This window comes from Gemmatimonas sp. (assembly GCF_027531815.1).
Taxonomy (GTDB): Bacteria; Gemmatimonadota; Gemmatimonadetes; order Gemmatimonadales; family Gemmatimonadaceae; genus Gemmatimonas.
On sequence record NZ_JAPZSK010000009.1, the window covers coordinates 50,118 to 72,525 of the forward strand.

Genomic DNA, 22,408 nt, shown 5'->3' on the forward strand with positions numbered 1-22,408 from the left:
TGCTCACGGCGTTGGTGGGGCGCCGGGCACTGCCGACACCGTGGCGCTCAGGCCAGCCGGGCCGTGAGCCCCGAGACGCGGGCCACGCTGCGCGAAATGGCCAGGCGCAACAGCTCGTCGGTGCCACTGATGGTCACCGCGCGGCGGGCGCGCGTAATGCCGGTGTACACCAGCTCGCGCGTGAGAATGCGGGAGTCGGTGTCGGGGAGCACCAGCAGCACGTGATCGAACTCCGACCCCTGCGACTTGTGTACCGTCATGGCCCACGCGGTTTCGTGCGCCGGCAGTCGTGACGGTGCCAGCGACCGGTAGCCGCCCCCCGAAAGCGGGAAATGCACCAGCGGCACCCCATCCACGGCCAGCGTGGTCCCCACGTCGCCGTTGAAGAGCTGCGTGGCTGGATCGTTGGCGGTGATGAGTACGGGACGGTGATCGTACCACCCCGCCACCGTACGCCCCCGCTGCTGCAGCCACCGTTCGATGCGCAGGTTGAGCCCCGTCACCCCCGCCTCGCCGTCGCGCAGGGCGCACAGCACGCGGAACTGTGCCAGCGCCCCCAGCGCCTCCGCCGGCGTGCTGCTGGCCAGATAGTGCTCCAGCTGCGGCAGCACGGGCCCCAGCTGCTCGACCAGGCTGCGCGCCGGCGCGTGCATGGCCACGTCGGACAGCGCGCCATCGTGCAGCACCTGCACCGCCGCCGCCGCATTGCCCGCCTGCGTGGCCACGGCCAGCGCCCCAATGCCCGGCTGCGCCCCGAAGCGATACGACGTACGCAACCGGATGACGGCATCGTGCAACGCGGTGGCCTGAGGTGACACCGGCAGCAGCGACGGATCGGCGCCGCTCAGCGTCGCGTACGCGGCCGCCAGCGATGCTGAATGCCCCCCTTCGTTGCCGTGGCTGCGCGCCGCCCGCGCGATGTCCCCCAGCACGAAGCCGGTATCGACGCTCGCCAGCTGGTCGGGATCGCCCAGCACGATGAGGCGCGCCGACGGCTTCACCGCGGCGAAGAGCGCGTCCATCATGAGCACGTCCACCATGCTGGCTTCGTCCACCACGATGATGTCATCGGCCAGTGGATGTGCGGCATGGTGCGTGAAGCGATCAGCCCACGGCTGGTAACCCAACAGACGGTGCAGTGTGCTGCCCGTGGCAGGCAGATGCTGCGTGACGACAGGGCCCAGCTGCTCGCGCGCCGCCGCCGCCCCAATGGCCTCGGCCAGGCGGGCGGCCGCACGGCCGGTGGGCGCCGCCACGGCAATGCGCAGCGTGGCGTCCCCCTGGAGCAGCAGCGCCAACAGCTTGGCGGCCACCGTGGTTTTCCCGGTACCGGGCCCACCCGTGATGAAGGTGAGCGACGAGCGCAGCGCCGCCGTGGCCGCGAGCGCCTGCCAGTCCATGGCCTGGGCGGCGTGCGGAAAGAGCTGGCGGAAGAGCGGGACGACCGCCTCGAACGACGCCATCGGCGGCTCAGCAAGCCGCGCGCGAATGGCCGCCGCCAGCCGGCATTCCGCGGCGAAGTAACGCGCCAGGTACAGCTGCGTGCCGTCGAGCACGAACAACGCACCCTCGTACGCTGCCGCGTGGTGGCCCACGCCCGCGTTTGCACACACCCCGCTGGCCAGCAGCGCGCTCTGCCATACGGCCACCGGCGGAAAGAGCCACGGGGCGGGAGCCTCGCCGGCGCCGTGCGTAGTGGGGAGCGGCTGGGCCACATCGGGAGACGGCTGCCCGGCATGCTGGCGCAGGTCGATGCAGCTGTTGCCCATGGCCCGCTCGGCACTCACGAGCAGGGCCGTATGGCGCAGCAGTTCGGCGGTGGCCGCCGCGTTGCCACCGTCGTGCCCCGGCGACGCCAGCGCCCCGTGTCGTTGCACCGCACGCGCCACCATGCGACCGAACGCCAGATCGATGGCCGCCAGCTCCACCGCGGGCGCATGGCGCAATGGTTCGGTGCTGGTCATGTGGCCGCCTCCGATCGCGCGAGCGCAGGCGCCAACGCAGGCGCGATGGTGGGCGAGGCGCGATCCATGAGGGCACTCAGCGACTCGATGAGCGCGGGTGACGGCAGGTCGGTAAACCACCCCTGCCCCGTGTGCACCGAGTCGGCGGTGAAGCCGCGCAGGAAGGCGTACCCCGCTCCGCCCATGTGCCGGGCATAGTCGTAGCCGGGAAGGCGAACGGTGAGGTAGCGGTGCAGCGCCACGAGATAGAGATGGTACTGCAGCGTGTAGTGACTCGTCTCCATGACCGTCTGCAGTGCCTCGTGGGTGTACGCGGCGGGGTCGACGCCCAGCTGGTTCGATTTCCAATCCACGATGTACCAGCGATCCCCATGACGGAACACGAGGTCCACAAAGCCGGTGAGAAAGCCGTGGAGCCGGCCGACCGGCAATCGTCGCAGCTGCTCGGCGTAGCGGGCCCCGTCGGGGCCACCATGCTGCTCGAAGCAGTGCGCCAGCGCATATCGACTCACCTGCTGCGTGGCGTCGGCAAAGGGGAGCAGGAACTGCCACTCGTGTCGCGTCTGCTCGTGCGTCACGCCGGCGAGGGTCAGCGGCCACGGCCGCAGTGGCGTGGCGAACACGGTCTGCATCATCTGCACGGTGGCGTCGATGCGCGGATCCCCCTCGTCGTTGGCGAGCTGCGTACGCAGCAGCCGCAGCGCCACCCGTTCGCGCAGCCGCTCCGCCGAGTCGTCGAAGCGCGACGTTTCGAAGAGCGTATGCAGCACGGTGCCCGCGCGCCGCCCGGCGGGAAAGCTGCGGAAATCGGTGCGCGGCAGGTCGCGCACGCTGGCCGCGGGGGTCGTGCTCTCCTGCTCGTCGTCCACATCGCGTGCCACATCGGCGTTGCCGCTGGGTGGCGCGCCGGCGCGCGTGCCCTGTACCCCGTGCGCGCCGGCGGTGAGATGGGTGAAGCTGGTGACGCGGTACGTATCGAGCCGTTCTGCCAGAGGGATGTCATCGGGCAGGGTACGCGACAGGTACGCCACGGTTGGCGCGTCAACGGTGGCGGGCGCCGGCACCACGAGACTCGTCTCCACGCGTTCGAGCGCCATGAGGTTTCCGTGCGCCTCACAGAACGCGCGCAGCGTGGGCTCCCACTCCTGGAGGTTGGCCGCGTACCACGCGGCTACGGCCGCGGGCTGCTGCTCGGTGGGGAGGGCGTTGGTGTGCGGTTCGCCATGCAGCAGGAAGGACAGCGCCGACCAGGGCGAGGGCTCCTGCCCCTTCTTGCCGCCAATGGGGCCCCAGCCCACATACGTGCGGAAGCGGGCGCGCGTGAGGGCCACGTAGGCCAGCCGGCAATCCTCGGCGAGCCGCTCCACGTCGGCCTGCTGCCGGCGCCGCGCATAGTCTGGGGAGCCGGCATCGAAGATCACGCCGCCGTCTTCGTGCACGAGCACCGGCTTCTTGTCGGAAACGGGGTACGCGCGCCAGAGCGTGGGGCAGTAGACGATGTCGAACTGCAGCCCCTTGCTCTTGTGCATGGTCATGACCTGCACGGCATCGGCGTCGGACTCGAGCCGCAACTCCGCCACCTCGCGCTCCCGGTCGGTGTCCTGCCGTGCCTGCGTCATCCAGCGCAGCACCCCTTCCAGGTTGAGCTCATCGGTGCTGGCCGCGCCGTGCAGCAGCTCCACCACATGACGCAGGTTGGTCATGCGTCGGTCGCCATCCACGAGCGCCATGAACCGGTCGGCCACGGCGCGGTCGGAGAAGAGCTGCTGCAGCATGGGCAGCACGCCACGCGAGGTCCACAGGGCGCGGAGCGAATCGAGCTGGTTGAGGAGCCGTTCCCACGTTTCTTCCTGCTCGGGGTGCTGCAGCTCGAGCAGCTGCGCGTGTGAGAGCCCCCACAGCTCGGTGGCCAGCGCCGCGCGCACGCGGGACTGCTGCCGCGGGTTGGCGATGGCTTCCAGCACGAGCTGCAGCTCACTCATCTCCGCAGACTGCAGCACATTGCCCAACCCACTCACGACGGCGGGAACGCGGGCGCGCCGCAATGTCTCGGCCATGCGGATCCCCTCCTGCGTCGTGCGCACGAGCACCGCAATCTCCCGCGGCGGACAGCCGGCGGCGATTTGCGCCACGATATGTGACACGCAAGCGGCAAAGAGCAGCGTCTCCGCCGGACCCGCCGACGTGAAGGTGTCCTTGCCGGCACGGCGATCGGGGGGCACGAAGAGCCAATGCAGCGTGTGCTCGCCCTCGAGCCGATACCCCGTGGGTGCCTTGTGATCCCTGGCCGTGGCGGGGTGGAAGGCAATGGCGGCATCGACGAAGGCGTTGGGGCGGTGCGTGAACAGCGCATTCACGGCGCGCACCATGGGCGTCGAACTGCGGAAATTGACGTCGAGGGTGAACGCCTGCGTCGCGCGCTGCGCCGCACCGAGGTACGCCTGCACGTCGGCCCCACGAAAGGCGTAGATGGCCTGCTTGGGGTCGCCGATGAGAAAGAGTGGACGTCCGCCGAAGGCCGTGTCGAAGATGCGGAACTGGTGCTGGTCGGTGTCCTGGAACTCGTCGATGAGTGCCGCGTGGTACTGCTGGCGAATGGCCTGCGCGAGCAACCCGTGCGTACCCTGCGCGGTGAGCACCCGACTGAGTTGCTCGAGCAGGTCGTCGAAGCCCAATGCGCGGCGGCGGCGCTTCTCCGCATCCAGACGCTGGCGCACCTGCTGCAGACAGTCGAAGCGCAGGGCGTGATGGAACTGCCCGAGGGCTTCGCCAAGCGCGGTGGCGGCCTGGGCGATGGGCCACTGCGCAATGGCGGCGCGGCGCGCCTGCTGCTCCTTGCCGCGGTTGGTGGCGGCCTTGGTGAGCGCGTCCACGGCACACGCCTGACCCACGGCTTCAGCCGCCCCCAGATCGCCCACCGCCGCGTCGCGCGCCTGTTGCACCAACCGCTCGAGCGTGACGGGCGATTTGCAGGGGGCGTCGGCGTTCCACGCCAGCTGCCCCACCGCCTCGCGGAAGGTGCCTTCGTTCCACACGGCGGCGAAGGCGGCAACGGCCGTGTCCACGGCGCCGCGCGCGGTGTCGAGCGCCGGACTGGGGGTCACCACCACGTCGGGGAAGCGCCGCCACTGCCGATAGTCGTCGAGGAACGTCTCGGGCGTCCACCCCATGGTCACGGCATACGACGCAAGCGCGGCGTCGGTGTAGAAGCGCACTCGCCACCAGTCCTGCAACGCGCCCGTCAGGAGGGTGCTGTCGTCGTCCACGAGGGCAGCGCCAAAGGCGGTGCCGCTTTCGAGAGCGAACTCGTCGAGGATGCGTTTGCAGAAGCCATGAATGGTGAAGACCGCGAGGGTGTCCACCTCGCGCACCGCCTGCGCCAGACGCGCACGGGCGAACGGCTCCTTGCCGTTGGCCAGCCGGCGCAGCTGCTGCACGGTGGCGTTGGACTCGTCGACCTGCACGCCGCTGTACACGTCGCTCGCCAGCCGCAGCGTTTCGCGGATGCGGGTAACGAGTTCATCGGTGGCCGCCACGGTGAAGGTGACCACGAGGATGTGGCCGATGCCGCCCACCAGCGGCTGCGCCGTCTGATCCTGCTCGAGCAGCAGACGCACGACGCTCATGGCGATGTTGTACGTCTTGCCGGTGCCCGCACTCGCTTCCACCAGCGAAATGCCGGCCGGAAAGGCGCTCTTCACCACATCGAAGCGCGCGACGTGCGGCGCCGCGCCGGCCGCCAGCAGATGGGGGTGGCTCATGTGCCTGCCCTCGCCGTGAGCTGATCGAAGCGGGCCCAGAACGCATCGGCGCAGACCCGGAATGTTTCCCAGCTGTCCTGCAGCGGCTGGCGCCCGCGCCAGAGGAGCGCCACGTAGTCGTCGCAGATGTCCCCGCGTGCGCCGAAGCTGCCGTCGGCGGTGTACGCCTTCATGGCTGCCGCAACCGGATCGGCGTCGTTCTTGCGGAGCGCGGTGCGATAGGCACACGCCGCCTCGAGGAAGTACGGCAGCGGTGCCGCACGCGCGGCACGGTAGCCCTGCACCAGCAGATCGAGTTGCGGCAGGGCGTCGGGGAGCGGGTCGAGCAGGAGCTCCTCGTCCTTGGCAAATACCCGCGTGGCCACCGGGGCGCCGCCGGCGTTGCGCACCACGTGCGCCATCCACGCGCGCGCCTTGTCCTTGCCCTTGAGGGTGGCTGCGCGCACGCGCCACTGCTCGCCGTCGCGCTGATGGTCGAGCTGGCCGGTGAGCTGCCAGTCGGGGCCGGTCACATCCACCGCGAACGGCTCGCGAAACACGGGGCGACCCAGCCGCGCCAGCAGCGGGGCCACCTCGTGCTGCAGCGCATCGTACCAGTGCGGGCCGAGTGCGCCCGACGGCAGGAGTCCCGCCGCCACGACCCGCTCGCGATCGGCCGCCGCGAGCGGCTGGCCGGCCAAGGCCTGCTCCAGCATCTCCTGCTGCACGCGGATCCCCTGTAGGGTATCCACGTGCATGGGCTCGGCGTCTTCGAGAACCGGATCATCGCTCCGTACGTGCAGCTGCAACACGCGCCGGCAGTAGAAGCGCGACGGATTGAGCCACGCGTCCATGAGATCGGCCAGCGCAACAGGTTCGCGCTCAGCGGCTGTCGCGACCATTTGCCACGGCCGCGTGAGCACGGGGACCGTGCCGTCGGCCACCACGAAGGCCGGGGCCGTGGTGCGTGTGGCCTGCGCAGTGCGGGCCACACTGCGGGCCAGTGCCGCATCGAAGCTGAACAGCCGCGCGTCACGCGCCTCGTCGGTGCGAAAGTACTCGGCGCTGAAGGGCTGCAGGCGGTGCTCCACCTGCAGATACGCGCGGGCCTTCACCGGCGTCTCCCGCGGGCCACGGCGCGCGCGCGTGACCGTCTCCGCCGGTGGCGTACACTGCCCGTCGAGGAAATCGAGCAGCTCGGCGATGACGATGGACGGCGCGATGTCGGCGTTGTTCTTCTGCGAGCGCCCCACATACGACAGCAGCAGGCGCTCACCCGCGCTCATGATCGTATCGAGCACGAGCTGCCGGTCGTCGATGCGCGCATCGCGGTCACCCAGCGTGGGCGTGCTGCCGATGAGGTCGAAGGCGGCCCGTCGCGTGCGACGCGGATACGCCGTGTCGTCGAGCCCCAGCATGGCAATGAGGCGGTGCGGAATGGCGCGCATGGGCTTCATCGCGCAGATGGTCACGCCCCCGGCCAGAAAGTTGTTGCCGTGCTCGTCGGTGCCGAGTGTGGTGTCGAGCCAGTGATGGACCACGTCGAATGCCACCGGCGCGTCGGGGGTGGCCCCGGCGCCTCGCACGTCGGCGAGTTCTCCCAGCCGCGCGAGGTCGCGCAGCAGCCGATCGTATGCTGCCAGCTCGTCGGCACCATCGGGCTTCACGAGCCAGCCCGCCACATTCAGCAGCACGGCGCTCCACTGCGCCAGCGGCCGTTCGTGACGCAGCGTGCCCAGCGTGGTGAACAGGTGGTCGGTCCAGTCGGCGAATCGCCCCAGCAGTTCCGTGTCGCCCACCAGGTCGCCCGCCACGGGGAGCATACCGGCCACCAGCCCGGTGGTGCGCCCCGTGGCGTACCCGGCGAGCAGCCGGTCGAGCCCCTGGCGCCAGCTGTTGTCGTCGATGGCAGGGAGCGCAAAGGCGGCGGCACGCGCGGCGCCGTCGTACCCCCAGCGAATGGCGGCGTCCTGGACCCACCCCGCCACCTGATCGAGCTGGGAGGGCGTGAGCCCCGCGGCCCGGCGCACCACCGGCGCCCCCAGCAGTCCCAGGACCTCGCTGGCCGTGCACCGCGCGTTCACCAGCGCGAGGCACTGCAGCAATGCGCGCGCCGGCGCGGCTTCGCGCACCAGCGTGCGATCGGCTACGCGATAGGGAATCGCCACCCGCGCGGCGCCTTCGGTGTCGGGCTCGCCTCGGGGGCGTGCCGCGCGGGCATCACCGAAGATCGTCTCCGCCAACGGCGCGTAGAGCTCCACATCGGGGACCATGACGAGCACGTCGTGCGGACGCAGCGTGGCGTCGGCGGCGAACGCGTCCAGCAGCTGGTCGCGCAGCACCTCCATTTCACGGAGCGGCGAGTAGCACACGTGCACCGTGAGGGAGCGGTCGGTGCCGGCCAGCGCGAACGGGGCGCCGGCGCGCGCGGCCCGCAGATCGTGCTGCAGGCGATGCAGCAGCGTGTCACACGGGACCGCCGCCGAGGGCACGTGCATGACCGGCGGGCGCACACCGTGCGCGTCGGGGATGGTGAGCGTTGCGAGCAGATCGCGCGAGGCTTGGCCGAACGACTCGAACAGGGGGTGCCGCGATGCGCCGTCGCGCCAACTGTTGGCGTCGGGAGCAAGCACGTATACGTGTACCGGCACGAACCGTGACACGGCGCGCAGCAGCCGCACGAACAGGGGCGGCAGCGTGGACACGCCAAACACGGAGACCCGCGACGGCACGCCGGCCGGCGCGCTGGCCAGCTGCTCGAGGCGCTCGATGGTCTGCAGAAACCAGCGGGCAAAGTGCATGGGGCGCTCCCCCTGCAGCAGCGCGCGCCACAACGCCGCCTGCCACCCTTCGTGGGCATTGGCGGTGCGTGGCTCCGCATCGGCTTCCCAGTCGAGCAGCAACTCCGGGCGGTAGAGACGGTACTCGTCGAATCGACCGGCGATGCGCTGCGCGAGTCCGTACCGCTTGGCGTCATCGGCGCCGTGGAGATAATGGCGCAACGGCGCAAACACCTCGTGGGCCAGCAGCGCCTCCTGCTGCAGCAGCGCAAAGACGCGCCAGATGAGCGCCTGCTCCTCGAAGCGTGCGTCGATCCCGGGCGCCCAGGCCCCATCGGCCGCGCCGCGGTGCAGCTGTTCCGACAGATGCCGGCAGAAGGCCGCCGGAAAGGGGAGATCGAGCGACGCGGCGCACCCCTGCCGCAGGGCGAGCTGCTGCCGGACCCACTTCTCCATGCCCAGCGATTGCACGACGATGCGCTCGTCCTCGAAAGGCGGCAGCGGGGCCGCGGCCAGCCGCGCCTCCATGTGCGCCAGCAGGGCATTCGGGGAGTCCCCCGTCACGATCGTCAAGAGCGACATGCGTACAATCTGCAAAGGGGGGCCGACAAAACAGGACAGCCGAGGAGCGCAGGCGGGACGGCGGCCGTCCCACCCGCGTCGCGCCGTGAATCAGCCCAGCGCCCGATCCGCCGCCACCACGGCGTTGAGCAGCACGTTGGCCCCGTTGGTGATGTCCGCCGCCCGCGAAAACTCCTTGGGCGAGTGCGAAATACCGCCCACGCTCGGAATGAAGATCATCCCCATGGGCGCAATGTGCGCCACTTCCTGCGCGTCGTGCCCCGCGCCGCTGGGCATGCGCTGATGCGAGAGTCCCAACGCCGTCGCACTCCCCTGCACCACGTCCATGATGCGCGCGTCGGACAGGGCCGGCGTGCTGTTCACCATCTGCGAGAAGGCGAACGCCGTGTTGGTGGCCGCCCCGATCTCGCGCCCGAGCCGCTCGAAGGTGGCGGTGAAGCGATCGATCTTCGCCTGTTCGAGGTCGCGCAGATCCACCGTGAGCACCACCTGCCCGGGAATCACGTTGGTCGTGTTGGGGGTCACGTTGAGCCGCCCCACCGTGGCCACCTGCCGCCCGCCTTCGCTGCGAATGGCGTCGTTCACCGCCACGGTGAACTTCGCCGCCGCCAGCATGGCATCCTGCCGCTGGTCCATGGGCGTGGCGCCGGCGTGGTTGGAGAAGCCCGTAATGGTGATCTCGAACCAGCGCAGACCCACAATGCCTTCCACCACGCCAATCTGCCGACTGGCCTTCTCCAGCAGCCCACCCTGCTCGATGTGCAGCTCGATGTAGCCGGCAATGTCCCCCTGCTTGCGCACCGCCTCGTTCAGGCGTGACACGTCGCCGCCAACAATGCCGATCCCCTCGCGCACGGTCTTGCCGCTGCGCGCCACCTTGTCGAGATCGGCCGGCGTGAGCAGCCCCACGGCAATCTTGCTGCCAATGGTGCCCCCTTCCTCATTCTGCCACACCACCACCTCGAGCGGGTGACGCAGCTGCACCTTCTGTTCGGCCAGTGACCGCGCCACCTCGATGGCGGCGAACGAGCCCACGGGGCCGTCGAAGTTGCCGCCGTCGGTCACCGAGTCGATGTGCGACCCGATGAGAATGGGCGAGAGACGGGCATCGCTCCCCGGCACGCGCGCCAGCATGTTGCCGGCGGTGTCGAGACGCAGCGTCAGCCCGCTCTGCTCGAACAGGCGGCGCGTGAAGGCGCGACCGGCCAGATCGGCCTCCGAATACGCGACCCGGTTGATGCCACCCGCCGTGCGGCCGATGCGATCGAACTCCGTCAGCCAGCCGTTGAGCCTGGCACCATTGACCACCAGCGGCTTCGCCTGCGCGGTCCCGACATGAGAAGTACCGCCGAGGCGGCTCAACGCCGGCAGCGCGGCGAGCGCGGCGGCCTGTTGCACGAAGTGTCGACGAATCATCCCCTAATCTGCGCTTCGCACGAGGCGCGCGGGAGCCGTAGCTTTCCCGTCGACCCTTCTTCCCGATCCCGCATGCGTCGACTGCTCCTCCTGCCTCCCCTGCTGGCCATCGCCGCCAGCGCGGCCCACGCCCAGAACGCCGACTGGCCGGTGTATCACGGCAACGACGATCACACCCACTACTCCACGCTGTCGCAGATCTCGCCGGCCAACGTGAAGCAGCTCAAGGTGGCGTGGACCTTCGATACGGGCGACGCCTTTGCCGGCTCGGAGATGCAGGCCAACCCCATTGTCATCGACGGGGTGCTCTACGCCACCACGCCCAAGTTGCAGGTCTTTGCCCTCGATGCGGCCACTGGGCGGCAGCTTTGGCGCTTCGATCCGCAGAACGGGGCGCCCCCCACCTCCCGCATTCGGCACCGTGGGGTCGTGGTCACGGGCGACCGCGTGCTCTTCAACTACCGCAATCGCCTGTACGCCCTCGATCGCCGCACCGGGCAACCCATTCGCAGCTTCGGCGACAGTGGGTGGGTGGATCTGCGTCAGGGGCTTGGCCGGTCCATTGAAGGGCTCTCCGTAAGCGCGTCCACGCCAGGCGTGGTGTTTGGCAACCTGCTCATCATGGGCAGCACGGTGCCGGAGCAACTGCCCAGTGCGCCGGGCGACATCCGCGCCTTCGACATCACCACCGGCAAGCAGGTATGGAGCTTCCACACCATTCCGCACCCCGGCGAGCCGGGCTACGACACGTGGCCCCCCGATGCCTGGAAGGTGGCCGGCGGCGCGAACGCCTGGAGCGGCGTCACCCTCGACGCGCCACGCGGCATGGTCTTCGCCGCCACCGGCTCGGCCAGCTACGACTTCTACGGCGCCAACCGGCTGGGCGACAACCTGTACGCCAACAGCGTCATCGCGCTCGATGCCCGCACCGGCCAACGGCTCTGGCACTACCAGGTGCTGCGCCACGACCTGTGGGACCGCGATTTGCCGGCCGCGCCCATCCTCGTCACGGTGCAGCGCGGCGGGAAGGCGGTGGACGCCGTCGCGCAGATCACCAAGACGGGGCACACGTTTCTCTTCGATCGCGTCACGGGCACGCCGCTCTTCCCCATCGAGGAGCGCGCCATGCCCAAGCTGGCGCTCCCCGGCGAACATCCGTCACCGTCGCAGCCGTTTCCGGTGAGCCCGCCCCCCTTCGCGCGGCAGCAGCTCACCCGCAACGACCTCACGCGGCGCACGCCGGCCGCATATCGCGCGGCACTCAAGACGTTCAACCAATACAGCACGCCGCACCCGTTCACGGCGCCCAACGGCAAGGGGATCATCATCTACCCCGGCGTGGATGGCGGCGGCGAATGGGGCGGCCCGGCCTTCGACCCGAAGACCGGCCTCATGTACGTGAACTCCAACGAAATGGCGTGGCTGCTCAAGCTCGTGCCGCGCAGCGATGCCTCCCTGTACGGCGCCAACTGCGCCGGCTGTCACGGGGCCAATCGCAAGGGCTCCGCGCTGGGCCCCTCCCTGCTGGACATTGCCAGCCGGCGCTCGCGCGAACAGATCGTGCAGATGGTGCGCGAAGGCACGGGACGCATGCCGGGCTTCGGCGCCGCCATGGATGGTGGGGCCATCAACGACATCGTGAACTATCTCGTCACCGGCAAGGACGAAACCAAGGCTAAGGTCGCGGCCGCGCCCAGTCCGTACGCGCTGCCCTATCGCACGGCGTACTTCGACATCTTCCTCGATCACGAGGGCTACCCTGGCGTGAAGACGCCGTGGGGCACGCTCAACGCCATCAACCTCAACACGGGCACGATCGCGTGGTCGATTCCCTTCGGTGAGTACCCCAAGCTGGCCGCCAAGGGGGTGAAGAACACGGGCACCGACAGCTACGGCGGGGCCATCGTCACCGAAAACGGGCTGCTCATCATTGCCGCCACCACCTACGACAACAAGATCCGTGCGTTCGACAAGGCCAACGGCGCCCTGCTCTGGGAAGCGACGCTCCCCTTTGCCGGCAACGCCACCCCGAGCACGTACATGGTGAATGGCAAGCAGTACCTCGTGATCGCCTGCGGTGGCGGCAAGAACGGCGCCCCCAGCGGTGGCGTGTACGTGGCGTTCTCGCTCTGATGTCCACCACGCCGCACGATCCGGGCGAGGAGGCCGCGGCACGGCCGCGCCCCAGCTCCTTCGCCACGTCCAGCCCCGCCGAGTCCGACCTGGGCTTCGGTCGCGTCGTGGCGCAGTCGGTGCGCGGGCGCTTTCTCTCCCCCGACGGTCACTCCACCGCCCGCAAGCTCGGCCTGCGCGGGCAGGCGGCTGAGCAGTTCTACCTGCGCGCGCTCGCCACACCATGGCCGCAGTTCCTGCTCTGGCTCGTGGGGGGCATCCTGCTGCTCAACGGCCTCTTCGCCCTCGCCTACCGGGCGCTCGGCGACGCCGCGCTGGTGGGCACCGACACCCTCGGCCTCACCGATCCGTTCCTGCGCGCCTTCGTGTACAGCGTGGGGGTGTTCACCACGACCGGCACCGACGGCGTACACGCAGCCGGCGCCACGGCCCACCTGCTCACCGTGACCGAGGCGCTGCTCGGGCCGCTCCTCGCCATGGTCGTGCTGGGCATCATCATTGCCCGGCTCACCCGGCCGCGCGCACAGATCCGCTTCAGCGAATCGGCGGTCATCGCGCCGTACGAAGGGGGGCGCGCGCTCATGTTTCGCATCGTGAACGAGCTGCCCAGCGAGCTCACCGATGTGCGCGCCGCCGTGAGCATGACGTGGTTCGAGAACATCGATGGGCCGCGCGAACGCAACTTCCACCAGCTCAAGCTCGAGCGGCGCGACGTCACGTTCTTTCCGCTGCACTGGACCATCGTGCACCCCATCGACGACGCGAGTCCGCTGCGCGGTGTCACGCCCGAGCGCCTGCGGCGTGGCGAGGCCGAAATCCTCATCCGCATCAGTGCGCACGAGGAGACCTTCTCCACGCAGGTGTCGGTGAGCCACTCGTACGCCTGGGACGAGGTCACCTGGGACGCGAAGTTCGCGAACGTCTTCATCGAATCCATCGACGGCGCGCTGGCCATCGATGTGGAACGCCTGAGCCGCTTCGATCGCCTCGCTGAAAACAGCACGCGGGCGCCGGCCTCGCACGAGGGGCCGCCGATCCCCTGAGCGCTCCGGCGGTGCCGCCGAGCGCGGTGCCGCCGAGCGCGAGGCCTCAGTGCGCGTGCGGCGCGGCCGTGGCCAACCGCAGCGCGTCGAGATCCAGCTCCTGTTCGAGCTCGCGCAGCACTTCGTCGGAAATGGCGCCCTCGTTGCGCAATCGCACGAGCATGCGTCGCTCCGCCTCCCGCATGCGTTGGCGCAGCAGGTGCCGCTCGCGTGCGCGCGAAGGGTCCTGCTGCGCCGCCATGCGATCGCGCAGTTCGGCGCGCAGCCACGATACATCGTCGGCACTGGTCACCCCGTCGGCGGCCGCGTCCTCGAGCACATCGGACGCGCGCCGCAGCGCCTCGATGCGGGCAAAGCGCTCCTCCTGCGCATGGTGCGTTTCCGGCGTGAAGCGGAAGCGCCGGATGAGCGGTGCCAGCGTGCACCCCTGCACCACCAGCGTGAACAGGATGACGGTCATCGTGACGTAGAGCAGCTCCTGCCGAAACGGGAACGGTTCGCCGTTGGCCAGCGTGAGCGGCAGCGCCAGCGCCGTAGCCAGCGACACAATGCCCCGCATGCTCGTCCAGGCCACGAGCGCCACTGCCCTGGGTTGTGGCAGGGGATCGCGCCGGGCAAGCCGTGGGCTGAGCCAGCGCGGCATCCACGTGGCAATGGGTACCCAGAGCAAGCGCACCACGACGCATACCGCACTGATCACCAGCCCCGGGGCCAGCAGCGACGGCAGCGCCGCCAGCGACGTGGCCTGGAGCAGTGCCGTGAACTGCATGCCGAGCAGCACGAAGATCATGGCGTTGAGCACGAAGACCACCAGATCCCACACGGCCTTGGACTGAATGCGCGAGCGCGGCCCCACCACGGTGGAGAAGTGCTGCCGCACGTACAGTCCGCCGGCCACGCACGCGAGCACCGCCGACACGTGCATCTCTTCGGCAAGGATCCACGCGGCGTACGGACCCGCGAGCGTCAGCAGGATTTCCGCGAGCTCATCGTGCGTGCGCCGCAGCGCCCACACCAGCACCCAGCCCACGGCAAGCCCCACCAGCACACCCACGCCCGCATCCAGGAAGAAGCGCACCACCGACTCGCCAAGGCTGAACACGCCGGTCACGGCTGCGGCCACCGCCGAGCGATAGAGCACCAGCGCCGAGGCATCGTTGACCAGGCTCTCGCCCTCGAGCACCACGATCACGCGTCGCGGAACCGGCAGCCGCGAAACCACGGCCGCGGCGGCCACGGCATCGGGGGGAGAGACGATGGCGCCCAGCGCGACCGCGACCGCCCACGGCATGCCCGGAAAGAGTGCGCGCGCGGCGAACGCCACGCTCACGGTGGTCGCCACCACGAGTCCGATGGCCAGCAGCCCGATGGGACGGCGATTGGCGGTGAACTCGCGCAGGCTGGTGAAGAATGCCGCGGCCCAGAGAATGGGGGGCAGGAAGACGAAAAAGACGAGATCGGGCTGGAGCGTGGGCACAGTCACCCCCGGCAGCGCCGCGAGCACGAGCCCCGCCAGTACCTGCAGCACCGGTGCGGGGATCGGCAAGCGACGGCCGAACGCCGTGAGTGCCACCACCAGGGTGGCAAAGGCGAGGCCAACGAGGATGGGGGAGTGCGATTCCATGCGTGATCGGAAGCTCACCCCGTTTCAGCGAAAATGCACGGGCGCCCGCTACCTTTCGTGGAGCACGTCCGCTCTCGCCCTGCGATCCCGGCCATCATGTCCGCTCTGTTCTCCCCGTTCACGCTGCGTGGGCTCACGCTCCGCAACCGGATCGGCGTTGCACCCATGTGCCAGTACTCGGCCGTGGACGGTCATGCCAACGACTGGCACCTCGTGCATCTGGGCGCCTTCGCCACCGGCGGTGTGGGGCTCGTGATCAGCGAAGCCACGGCCGTGCTCCCGGAGGGGCGCATCTCCCCGGCCGATCTGGGCATCTGGAGCGACGCCCACGTGCCCATGCTGCGGCGCATCACCGACTTCATCCACGCGCAGGGCGCCGTGGCCGGCATTCAGCTGGCGCACGCGGGGCGCAAGGCCAGTACGCGCCGTCCGTGGGACGGGGGCGGCATGGTGCCGGAGAGCGAGGGGGGCTGGCCGGTGCTCGGCCCGTCGGCCACGCCCTTCGCGGCAGATTATCCGGTGCCGCACGCCATGTCGGGCGCCGAGATCGCCGCCGTGATCGAGGCCTTCGCGAGCGGGGCACGGCGCGCGCTCGCCGCCGGATTCCGGGTCGCCGAAGTGCATGCGGCGCACGGCTACCTGCTGAACGCGTTCCTCTCGCCCCTCACCAACGAACGGCACGACGCGTACGGCGGGAGCTTCGAGAATCGCATCCGGCTGACCTGCGAGGTGGCGGCGGCGGTGCGTGCCGTATGGCCCGACGACGCGCCGCTGTTCGTGCGCATCTCCGCCACGGAGTGGGCAAACGGCGGGTGGTCGCTCGACGATTCGGTACAACTCGCCGTGCGATTGGCGGCGCTCGGTGTCGATCTCATTGACAGTTCATCGGGCGGGAACGTGGCGCACCAGCAGATCGAGGTGCGCCCCGGCTATCAGGTGCCGTTCGCTGCGCGCATTCGCCGCGACGCGCAGATGCCCACGGCGGCCGTTGGCCTCATCACCGACGCCGCGCAGGCCGAAGCCATCGTGGCCAACGGTGAGGCCGACCTGGTGCTGCTTGCGCGCGAAATGCTGCGGCATCCGCGGTGGGCGCTCGAGGCGGCACACGCCTTGGGCGCGGTCGGCGACTGGCCCAACCAGTACCTGCGCGCGCGACGGCGCTGACGCCAACCGGCGTCAGCCTTGGCCGTGCGTCAGTCGAGGCCGCCCAGCTGACAGATGTGCGCCCACTCGGGCGCAGCAACCGGGACCACCGACAGCCGCCCCACCTTGATGAGCGCCATCTCGGTCAGCGCCGGGTCGGCCTTGAGCTGCGGCAGCGTGACCATGGTGCGAAACGGCTGCACCGCCTTCACATCGACCATGTACCAGGTCGGCATATCGGGGTCGCTCTTGGGATCGAAGTAGTCGTGCTGCGGATCCCACGCCGTCGGGTCGGGATAGCCCTCGCGCACGACCTCGCAGATGCCCACGATACCCGACGGCTCGGCGTTGGAGTGGTAGTAGAACGCGAGGTCTCCCTTCTTCATGCCGTCGCGCATGAAGTTGCGGGCGCTGCTGTTGCGTACACTGTCCCAGCACGTGGTCCGCTTGGGCGCCTGCAGCAGATCGCTCCAGGAGAACACGTCGGGCTCCGACTTGATGAGCCAGAAGCGTTGCTCGCCGGGCGTCCGCGGCGCAAACACGTGCGCCCACGCGCCCTGCTCGTAGGGCATCGACTTGGGGGCTTTCTTGGCCGGCATGCGCGGAAGCCCCGTCAGTTCATGCAGCAGTTGCCACTGCCGCACCCGCCACGGGGCGGCCCGCTCGGCACGGCGCACGCGTCGCCGGACTGCCCGTGGGTGAACGTGACCAACCCGCCCGAAAGCACGCGACGCACCGGCAGCTGCGTCTCCGGATGCTGGGTGAGCGGCGCGTCGGCCATCGACTGGCGGACCTCGAACCGTTCGGGCACCGCATCGGGCGCCGCGGGGATGGTTTCGTAGACGTAGATGGGCATGGCTGCAAGTTATCGTCGGCGTCAATTCCCGAAGGGACGCGCCGTGGCCCCCTGCGGGGCCGGGCTGTAGCTTCGCCCCATGCGACCTCTCCCCCCTGTCACCAGCGCCCTCGCCGCGCTCCTGCTGTGCACGACGGCCGCGCCGGCGTGGAGCCAGACGCCTGCGACCGCGCAGCTCACGGCCATTACCGACAAGGTCTTTGCGCCGTGGAACAGCACCCACTCGCCCGGCTGCGCCGTGGGCATCGCGCGCGGCGGCGTCACGCTGCTCGAGCGCGGCTACGGCATGGCCGATCTTGCCGGCGGACGCCCCATCACCCCCGCCACCATTCTCGAATCGGGGTCTGTGGCCAAGCAGTTCACCGCCACGGCGGTGATGCTGCTGGTGGCCGACGGCAAGCTCCGGTTGGAGGATGATGCGCGGCGCTACCTGCCCGAGCTGCCCACGTACGGGCGCACCATCACGGTGCGTCATCTGCTGACGCACACCAGCGGGCTACGCGAGTGGAGCAACCTCGTGGCCTGGCAGGGGTGGCCGCGCGGCACGCGCATGCACACGCAGGGCGATGCGTTCCGCATCATCACCAGCCAGCGCGCGCTCAACTATCCGGTGGGTGACCACTATTCGTACACCAACTCGGGGTACCTGCTGGCGCGCACGCTCGTGGAGCGCGTGAGCGGCCAGGACTTCGAGACGTTCACGGCCGAGCGCATCTTCAAGCCGCTCGGGCTCACGCACACATCGTGGCGTGGCAACTTCACGCGCGTGGTGCCCGGGCTGGCGCAGGCGTACCGGCGCCATCGCGGCGAGTGGCAGCTGGACATGCCCAACGACCACGTCATTGCCGCCGGCGGTCTGTGGACCACGGTGGGAGACTGGCTCGCGTGGAACGAGCACCTCACGAAGCGCGCGCTGGGCGCCGCCGTGGTGGACTCGCTGAGCCGCCGCATGCGCCTCACCAGCGGGATCGACATCGGCTATGCGCTGGGCCTCATGGTGGGCGAGTACCGCGGCACGCCGCAGGTTGCGCACTCGGGCTCGACCGCAGGGTACAGCACGTATCTGGCCCGCTATCCGCAGCTGGGCAATCTCTCCATTGCCGTGCTGTGCAACTCGGCCGGCGCACCGGCCACGAACTACACGCACGCCATCGTGGACGCCCTGCACCCGGAGTTACCGCGTGCGGCGGCGCGAGATACCGTGCCGGCCACGCTGCCAACCCTGCTCCCCTGGCGCGGCCTGTACGAAGACACACGGTGGCACAGCGTGGCCGTCATGGACACGGCCGGTGGGAGCATGCGTCTCGACGGCGCTCCCGTGCGGCCGCTGCGCGACGGCACCTATCTCGTGGGCAGCCAGGTGATGCGGTTCGCGATGGACGCGGACGGACGCACGCGCACGCTGCGTTCGACAACGAGCGACGGCGACAGCGTCGTGCACCGGTGGCGACAGGCGGAGCGCTGGAATCCCTCCGCGAGCGAACTGCAGGCGCTGATGGGACGCTACGCCAGCAATGAAATCGGGGTCACATTCGATGTGGCCGTGCAGAACGGCACGCTCACGGTGAGCCCGCGCCCCGGGGTAGTGGATACCCTCACCCCCACGGCGCGCGACGCGTTCGCGGGGAGCGACAATGCCGTCTGGTTCACGCGTGGCCGCAACGGCGCGGGGCGCGAGATGCACTTCGGGGCGAGTCGCGCGTGGCACTTCACTGCGGTGCGCGTCCCGTGAGCGGCGCTCTTGATGTTCCGGTCGTCCTCATCACCGGTGCCGCCACCGGCATCGGCGCCGCGTGCGCACGCGCCTTCGCCCGTGCCGGGTGGCGCGTGGCCGTTGCCACCCTGCCCGCCACGCAACGCGAGGCTGAGGCGGTGCAGGCCGAATGCACCGCACTGGGCGCCGACGCGCTGGTGGTGGACCTCGATGTCACCGACGACGCCAGCTGTCGCCGCGCCGCCGATCGCACCGAACAGCACTTCGGTCGACTCGACGGCCTGGTGAACTGCGCCGGCGTGACGCGCTTCGTGCCGCACCATGACCTCGAGGCGCTGCCCTCGAGCGAGTTCGGGCGCACGAACGACGTGAATGTGCTGGGCACCTTCCAGATGATTCGTGCCTGCCGCGGTGCGCTCGAGCGCAGCGGACGCGGCGCCATCGTGAACTACTCGTCCATCGCCGGGCTGTCGGGGGTGGGGTCGAGCGTCGCCTACGCCGCCAGCAAGGGGGCCGTGATTGCGCTCACGCTCTCCACGGCCCGCTCGCTGGCGCCGCACATCCGCGTGAACGCCATTGCCCCGGGCTATGTGGCCGGCGGACTCCCCAGCCGCGTTCTCGATCCCGCTGCGCTGGCAGCGGTGGAGGCCCGCTATCTCGAGACACAGCCCCTCAAGCGGCTGCTGCACCCCGACGAAGTGGCGGCACTCACGCTGTTTCTCGTGGATGGACCGGTGGGCATCACCGGCGAAGTCATCCGCATCGACAACGGCCTGCACCTCAACGGCTGACCCCCATGCACACGGCTCACGACGCCGAGATGGCCGACACGGTGCGCATCGGCTTCATCGGCCTGGGGCTCATCGGCGCCCCCATGGTGGAGCGGCTGCTCGAGTGCGGTCGCGATGTGACGATCTGGAACCGCTCGCCGGAAAAGTGCGCGCCGCTGGTGGCGGCGGGGGCGCGTCTGGCACCATCCGCGCAGCAGGTGGGGCGCGACACCGATATCGTGTGCCTCTGCCTCACCGACACGGCCGCCGTGCAGGACGTGGTCTTCGGGACGGGCAACGTGGTAGCCGGGCTGCGTGAGGAATCGCTGGTCGTGGACCTCTCCAGCATTGCGCCCGATGCCACGCGCACCATGGCGCACGCGCTCGATGACACCTGCGGGGCCTCGTGGCTCGACGCGCCGGTCTCCGGCGGCGTGCCGGCCGCCCGTGCGGGCAGACTCATCGTGTTTGCCGGCGGTAACGCCAACGATGTGGCGCGTGCCACGCCGGTATTCAGCGCGCTTGCCCAGCGGGTGACGCACATGGGCGGGCACGGGGCGGGACAGCTCGCCAAGAGCTGCAATCAGCAGATCGTGGCGTGCAACCTGCTCGTGATTGCCGAGATGCTCGCCTTTGCCGAACGCGCGGGCGTGGATGCGTCACGCCTGCCCGAGGCGCTCGCCGGCGGCTTTGCCGACTCGCTGCCGCTGCAGATCTTCGGCCCGCGCATGGTGCATGGCACCGACCAGCCACGCCTCGGCGCCGTCGGCACCTTCAACAAGGACATCGCGCAGGTGGTGCGACTCGCCGAGGAGGTGGGCGCGGCGGTGCCCCTCACGCAGGCCGCGCTGGCGCGCTACGCGGCGGCCCTGGCACACACAGAGATCGGGCACGACGCCGATGCCTCGCGGCTCATTCGCCTGGTGCAAGCGCCTGCGGATGGCGGCGCATGACGCGCCAATTCCGATCGAGCGCCATCTACGAGGGCACCCTGCGCACCACCACGCACGCGTTTCTGCAGGCGCTGGGGCAGGACGACGACGAAATTCGCCGGCCGCACATTGGGGTGTTTCACACGGGTGGCGAGATGAGCCCGTGCAACCTCAACCTCCGCGAACAGGCGCTGCACGCGAAGACCGGCATCTACGCACACGGCGGCATGCCGCACGAGTGTCCCGTGGTCTCCGTCTCCGATGGCCTCTCGGTGGCGCACCCCGGGATGCGCTACTCCCTCGTGTCGCGCGAACTGATTGCCGATAGCGTGGAAGCCAGCACCGAAGCCCATCAGTGGGACGGGATCTTCGCCATTGGCGCCTGCGACAAGAATCTCCCGGGGCTCATGATGGGGATGCTGCGCTGCAACGTTCCGGCCGTGTTCGTGCACGGCGGGTCGGCGCTGCCCGGGCACTGGCAGGGGCGCGATACGCACGTGGGCGAAACGTACGAGACCATTGGCAAGGTGCTCGCGGGTGAGACGTCGGCGGAGACGCTGCAGGCGCTGGCTCACGCCTGTCTCCCCACGGCGGGGGCCTGTGCCGGCCAGTTCACGGCCAACACCATGGGCATGGTATCGGAGGCGCTTGGCCTCGCGCCCGTGGGGTCGAGCATGGTGCCGGCCGTGTACAGCGAACGGGCCCCGCTCATGCGGCGCGCCGCGGCCATTCTCATGCGCGCCGTCATGGCCGATGCCCCGCGACCGCGCGACATCGTGACCCGCGCCGCGCTCGAGAATGCCTGTGCGGCCGTTTCGGCCACGGGCGGATCCACCAACGCGGCGCTGCACCTGCCGGCGCTCGCGCACGAGGTCGGCGTGGAGTTCACGTTGGCCGACGTGGCCCGTGTGTTTGCGCGTACGCCACTCATTGCCGACCTGCAGCCGGGCGGCCGCTACTTCGCCCGTGACCTGCACCACGTGGGCGGGGCCGGTGTCGTGCTGCGTGCGCTGCTCGAGTCGGGGCACGTGGATGGCAGTGCGCTCACGGTGACGGGACGCACCCTGGCCGAGGAGTTGGCCACGGCACCGGCACCCGATGGCCGAGTGGTGCACACGGTGGCGCAGGCGCGATCCACGGATGGTGGCGTGACCGTGCTCACCGGCAACCTGTGTCCCAACGGCGCACTGCTCAAGACGGCGGGACTCAACACGCTCGTGCACCGCGGTCCGGCGCGGGTCTTCGAGTGCGAGGAAGCGGCACAGGCCGCCGTGACGGCGCGAGCCTACGCGCTGGGCGATGTGCTGGTGATCCGCAACGAGGGGCCCCATGGCGGCCCCGGCATGCGCGAGATGCTGGGGATCACGGCGCTGCTCTACGGGCAGGGGGTGGGCGACCAGGTGGCGCTGCTCACCGATGGCCGCTTCAGCGGGGCAACGCGAGGGCTGTGCATTGGCCACGCCGGCCCCGAAGCTGCCGTTGGCGGGCCCATTGCCGCACTGCGCGACGGCGACATCATCGCCATTGATGCCAGGCCGGAGGCGCGCACGATTGTCGTGGAGCTGAGCGACGAAGCGCTCGCCATGCGACTGGCGGCGGTGACACCGCAGCCGCAGCCCGTGCGTGGCGGGCTACTGGAGAAGTACCGCGCCGTGGTCGGGCCGGCGCACCGCGGTGCGGTTACGCACTCGGGGCCGGGTGCGCGGTGAGC

General features: G+C 69.9%; 14 protein-coding genes. 7 read left to right on the top strand and 7 right to left on the bottom strand.

Translation table 11 applies throughout. The annotated features are described in order from the left end of the window. Positions 1-47: 47 nt before the first annotated feature. The 4 genes from recD to O9271_RS12045 all read right to left on the bottom strand — a co-directional run bounded on the left by recD (position 48) and on the right by O9271_RS12045 (position 10,482). Positions 48-1,964 carry an exodeoxyribonuclease V subunit alpha gene (gene recD, locus O9271_RS12030; RefSeq protein WP_298269943.1) on the bottom strand — a complete coding sequence of 639 codons (1,917 nt, stop codon included), beginning with the start codon at positions 1,962-1,964 and terminating at the stop codon, positions 48-50. Further along, entirely contained in the window at positions 1,961-5,725 is a 3,765-nt protein-coding gene (gene recB, locus O9271_RS12035; RefSeq protein WP_298269946.1) for an exodeoxyribonuclease V subunit beta, read from the bottom strand. Before recB ends, recD begins: the two co-directional genes overlap by 4 nt. After that, on the bottom strand, positions 5,722-9,066 hold the full coding sequence (locus O9271_RS12040) for an exodeoxyribonuclease V subunit gamma (protein WP_298269949.1): 3,345 nt from the start codon (positions 9,064-9,066) through the stop codon (positions 5,722-5,724). The genes recB and O9271_RS12040 overlap by 4 nt, the downstream gene beginning before the upstream one ends. 90 nt (positions 9,067-9,156) lie before the next feature. Beyond that, positions 9,157-10,482: a Zn-dependent hydrolase gene (locus O9271_RS12045; protein WP_298269952.1), complete on the bottom strand. Its 1,326-nt coding sequence runs from the start codon at positions 10,480-10,482 to the stop codon at positions 9,157-9,159. Between the two features lie 72 nt (positions 10,483-10,554). On the opposite strand from O9271_RS12045, the gene O9271_RS12050 reads away from it, so the two are divergent. After that, positions 10,555-12,615, top strand: a complete 2,061-nt coding sequence (locus O9271_RS12050; RefSeq protein WP_298269955.1) for a PQQ-binding-like beta-propeller repeat protein — start codon at positions 10,555-10,557, stop codon at positions 12,613-12,615. Further along, on the top strand, positions 12,615-13,658 hold the full coding sequence (locus O9271_RS12055) for a hypothetical protein (protein WP_298269958.1): 1,044 nt from the start codon (positions 12,615-12,617) through the stop codon (positions 13,656-13,658). The genes O9271_RS12050 and O9271_RS12055 overlap by 1 nt, the downstream gene beginning before the upstream one ends. Before the next feature lie 46 nt (positions 13,659-13,704). Here the strand turns inward: O9271_RS12055 and O9271_RS12060 are convergent, their stop codons facing one another. Then, entirely contained in the window at positions 13,705-15,282 is a 1,578-nt protein-coding gene (locus tag O9271_RS12060) for a Na+/H+ antiporter (protein ID WP_298269960.1), read from the bottom strand. Positions 15,283-15,378: 96 nt separating this feature from the next. Between O9271_RS12060 and O9271_RS12065 the strand changes: the two genes are divergently transcribed. Then, complete coding sequence (locus O9271_RS12065; RefSeq protein ID WP_298269963.1) at positions 15,379-16,446, top strand: NADH:flavin oxidoreductase/NADH oxidase; 1,068 nt, start codon at positions 15,379-15,381, stop codon at positions 16,444-16,446. Positions 16,447-16,475: 29 nt separating this feature from the next. Here O9271_RS12065 and O9271_RS12070 read toward each other — a convergent pair whose 3' ends face one another. After that, positions 16,476-17,024, bottom strand: a complete 549-nt coding sequence (locus O9271_RS12070; RefSeq protein WP_298269966.1) for an EVE domain-containing protein — start codon at positions 17,022-17,024, stop codon at positions 16,476-16,478. A 14-nt stretch (positions 17,025-17,038) separates the two neighbouring features. Then, the gene (locus tag O9271_RS12075) at positions 17,039-17,281 is read right to left on the bottom strand and encodes a hypothetical protein (protein WP_298269969.1); all 243 of its coding nucleotides are present in this window, start codon (positions 17,279-17,281) and stop codon (positions 17,039-17,041) included. 79 nt (positions 17,282-17,360) lie between these two features. Here O9271_RS12075 and O9271_RS12080 point away from each other — a divergent pair, with 79 nt between their 5' ends. From O9271_RS12080 to O9271_RS12095, 4 genes are read left to right on the top strand one after another with little or no spacing between them, the layout of a single operon-like run. Next, positions 17,361-19,013 carry a serine hydrolase domain-containing protein gene (locus O9271_RS12080; RefSeq protein ID WP_298269971.1) on the top strand — a complete coding sequence of 551 codons (1,653 nt, stop codon included), beginning with the start codon at positions 17,361-17,363 and terminating at the stop codon, positions 19,011-19,013. Continuing rightward, complete coding sequence (locus O9271_RS12085) at positions 19,010-19,786, top strand: SDR family oxidoreductase (protein WP_298269974.1); 777 nt, start codon at positions 19,010-19,012, stop codon at positions 19,784-19,786. Before O9271_RS12080 ends, O9271_RS12085 begins: the two co-directional genes overlap by 4 nt. A gap of 5 nt (positions 19,787-19,791) precedes the next feature. After that, positions 19,792-20,718 (top strand): NAD(P)-dependent oxidoreductase, encoded by a 927-nt coding sequence (locus O9271_RS12090; protein ID WP_298269976.1) that lies wholly within the window; start codon positions 19,792-19,794, stop codon positions 20,716-20,718. Next, on the top strand, positions 20,715-22,406 hold the full coding sequence (locus O9271_RS12095; protein WP_298269978.1) for a dihydroxy-acid dehydratase: 1,692 nt from the start codon (positions 20,715-20,717) through the stop codon (positions 22,404-22,406). The genes O9271_RS12090 and O9271_RS12095 overlap by 4 nt, the downstream gene beginning before the upstream one ends. Positions 22,407-22,408: the final 2 nt, after the last annotated feature.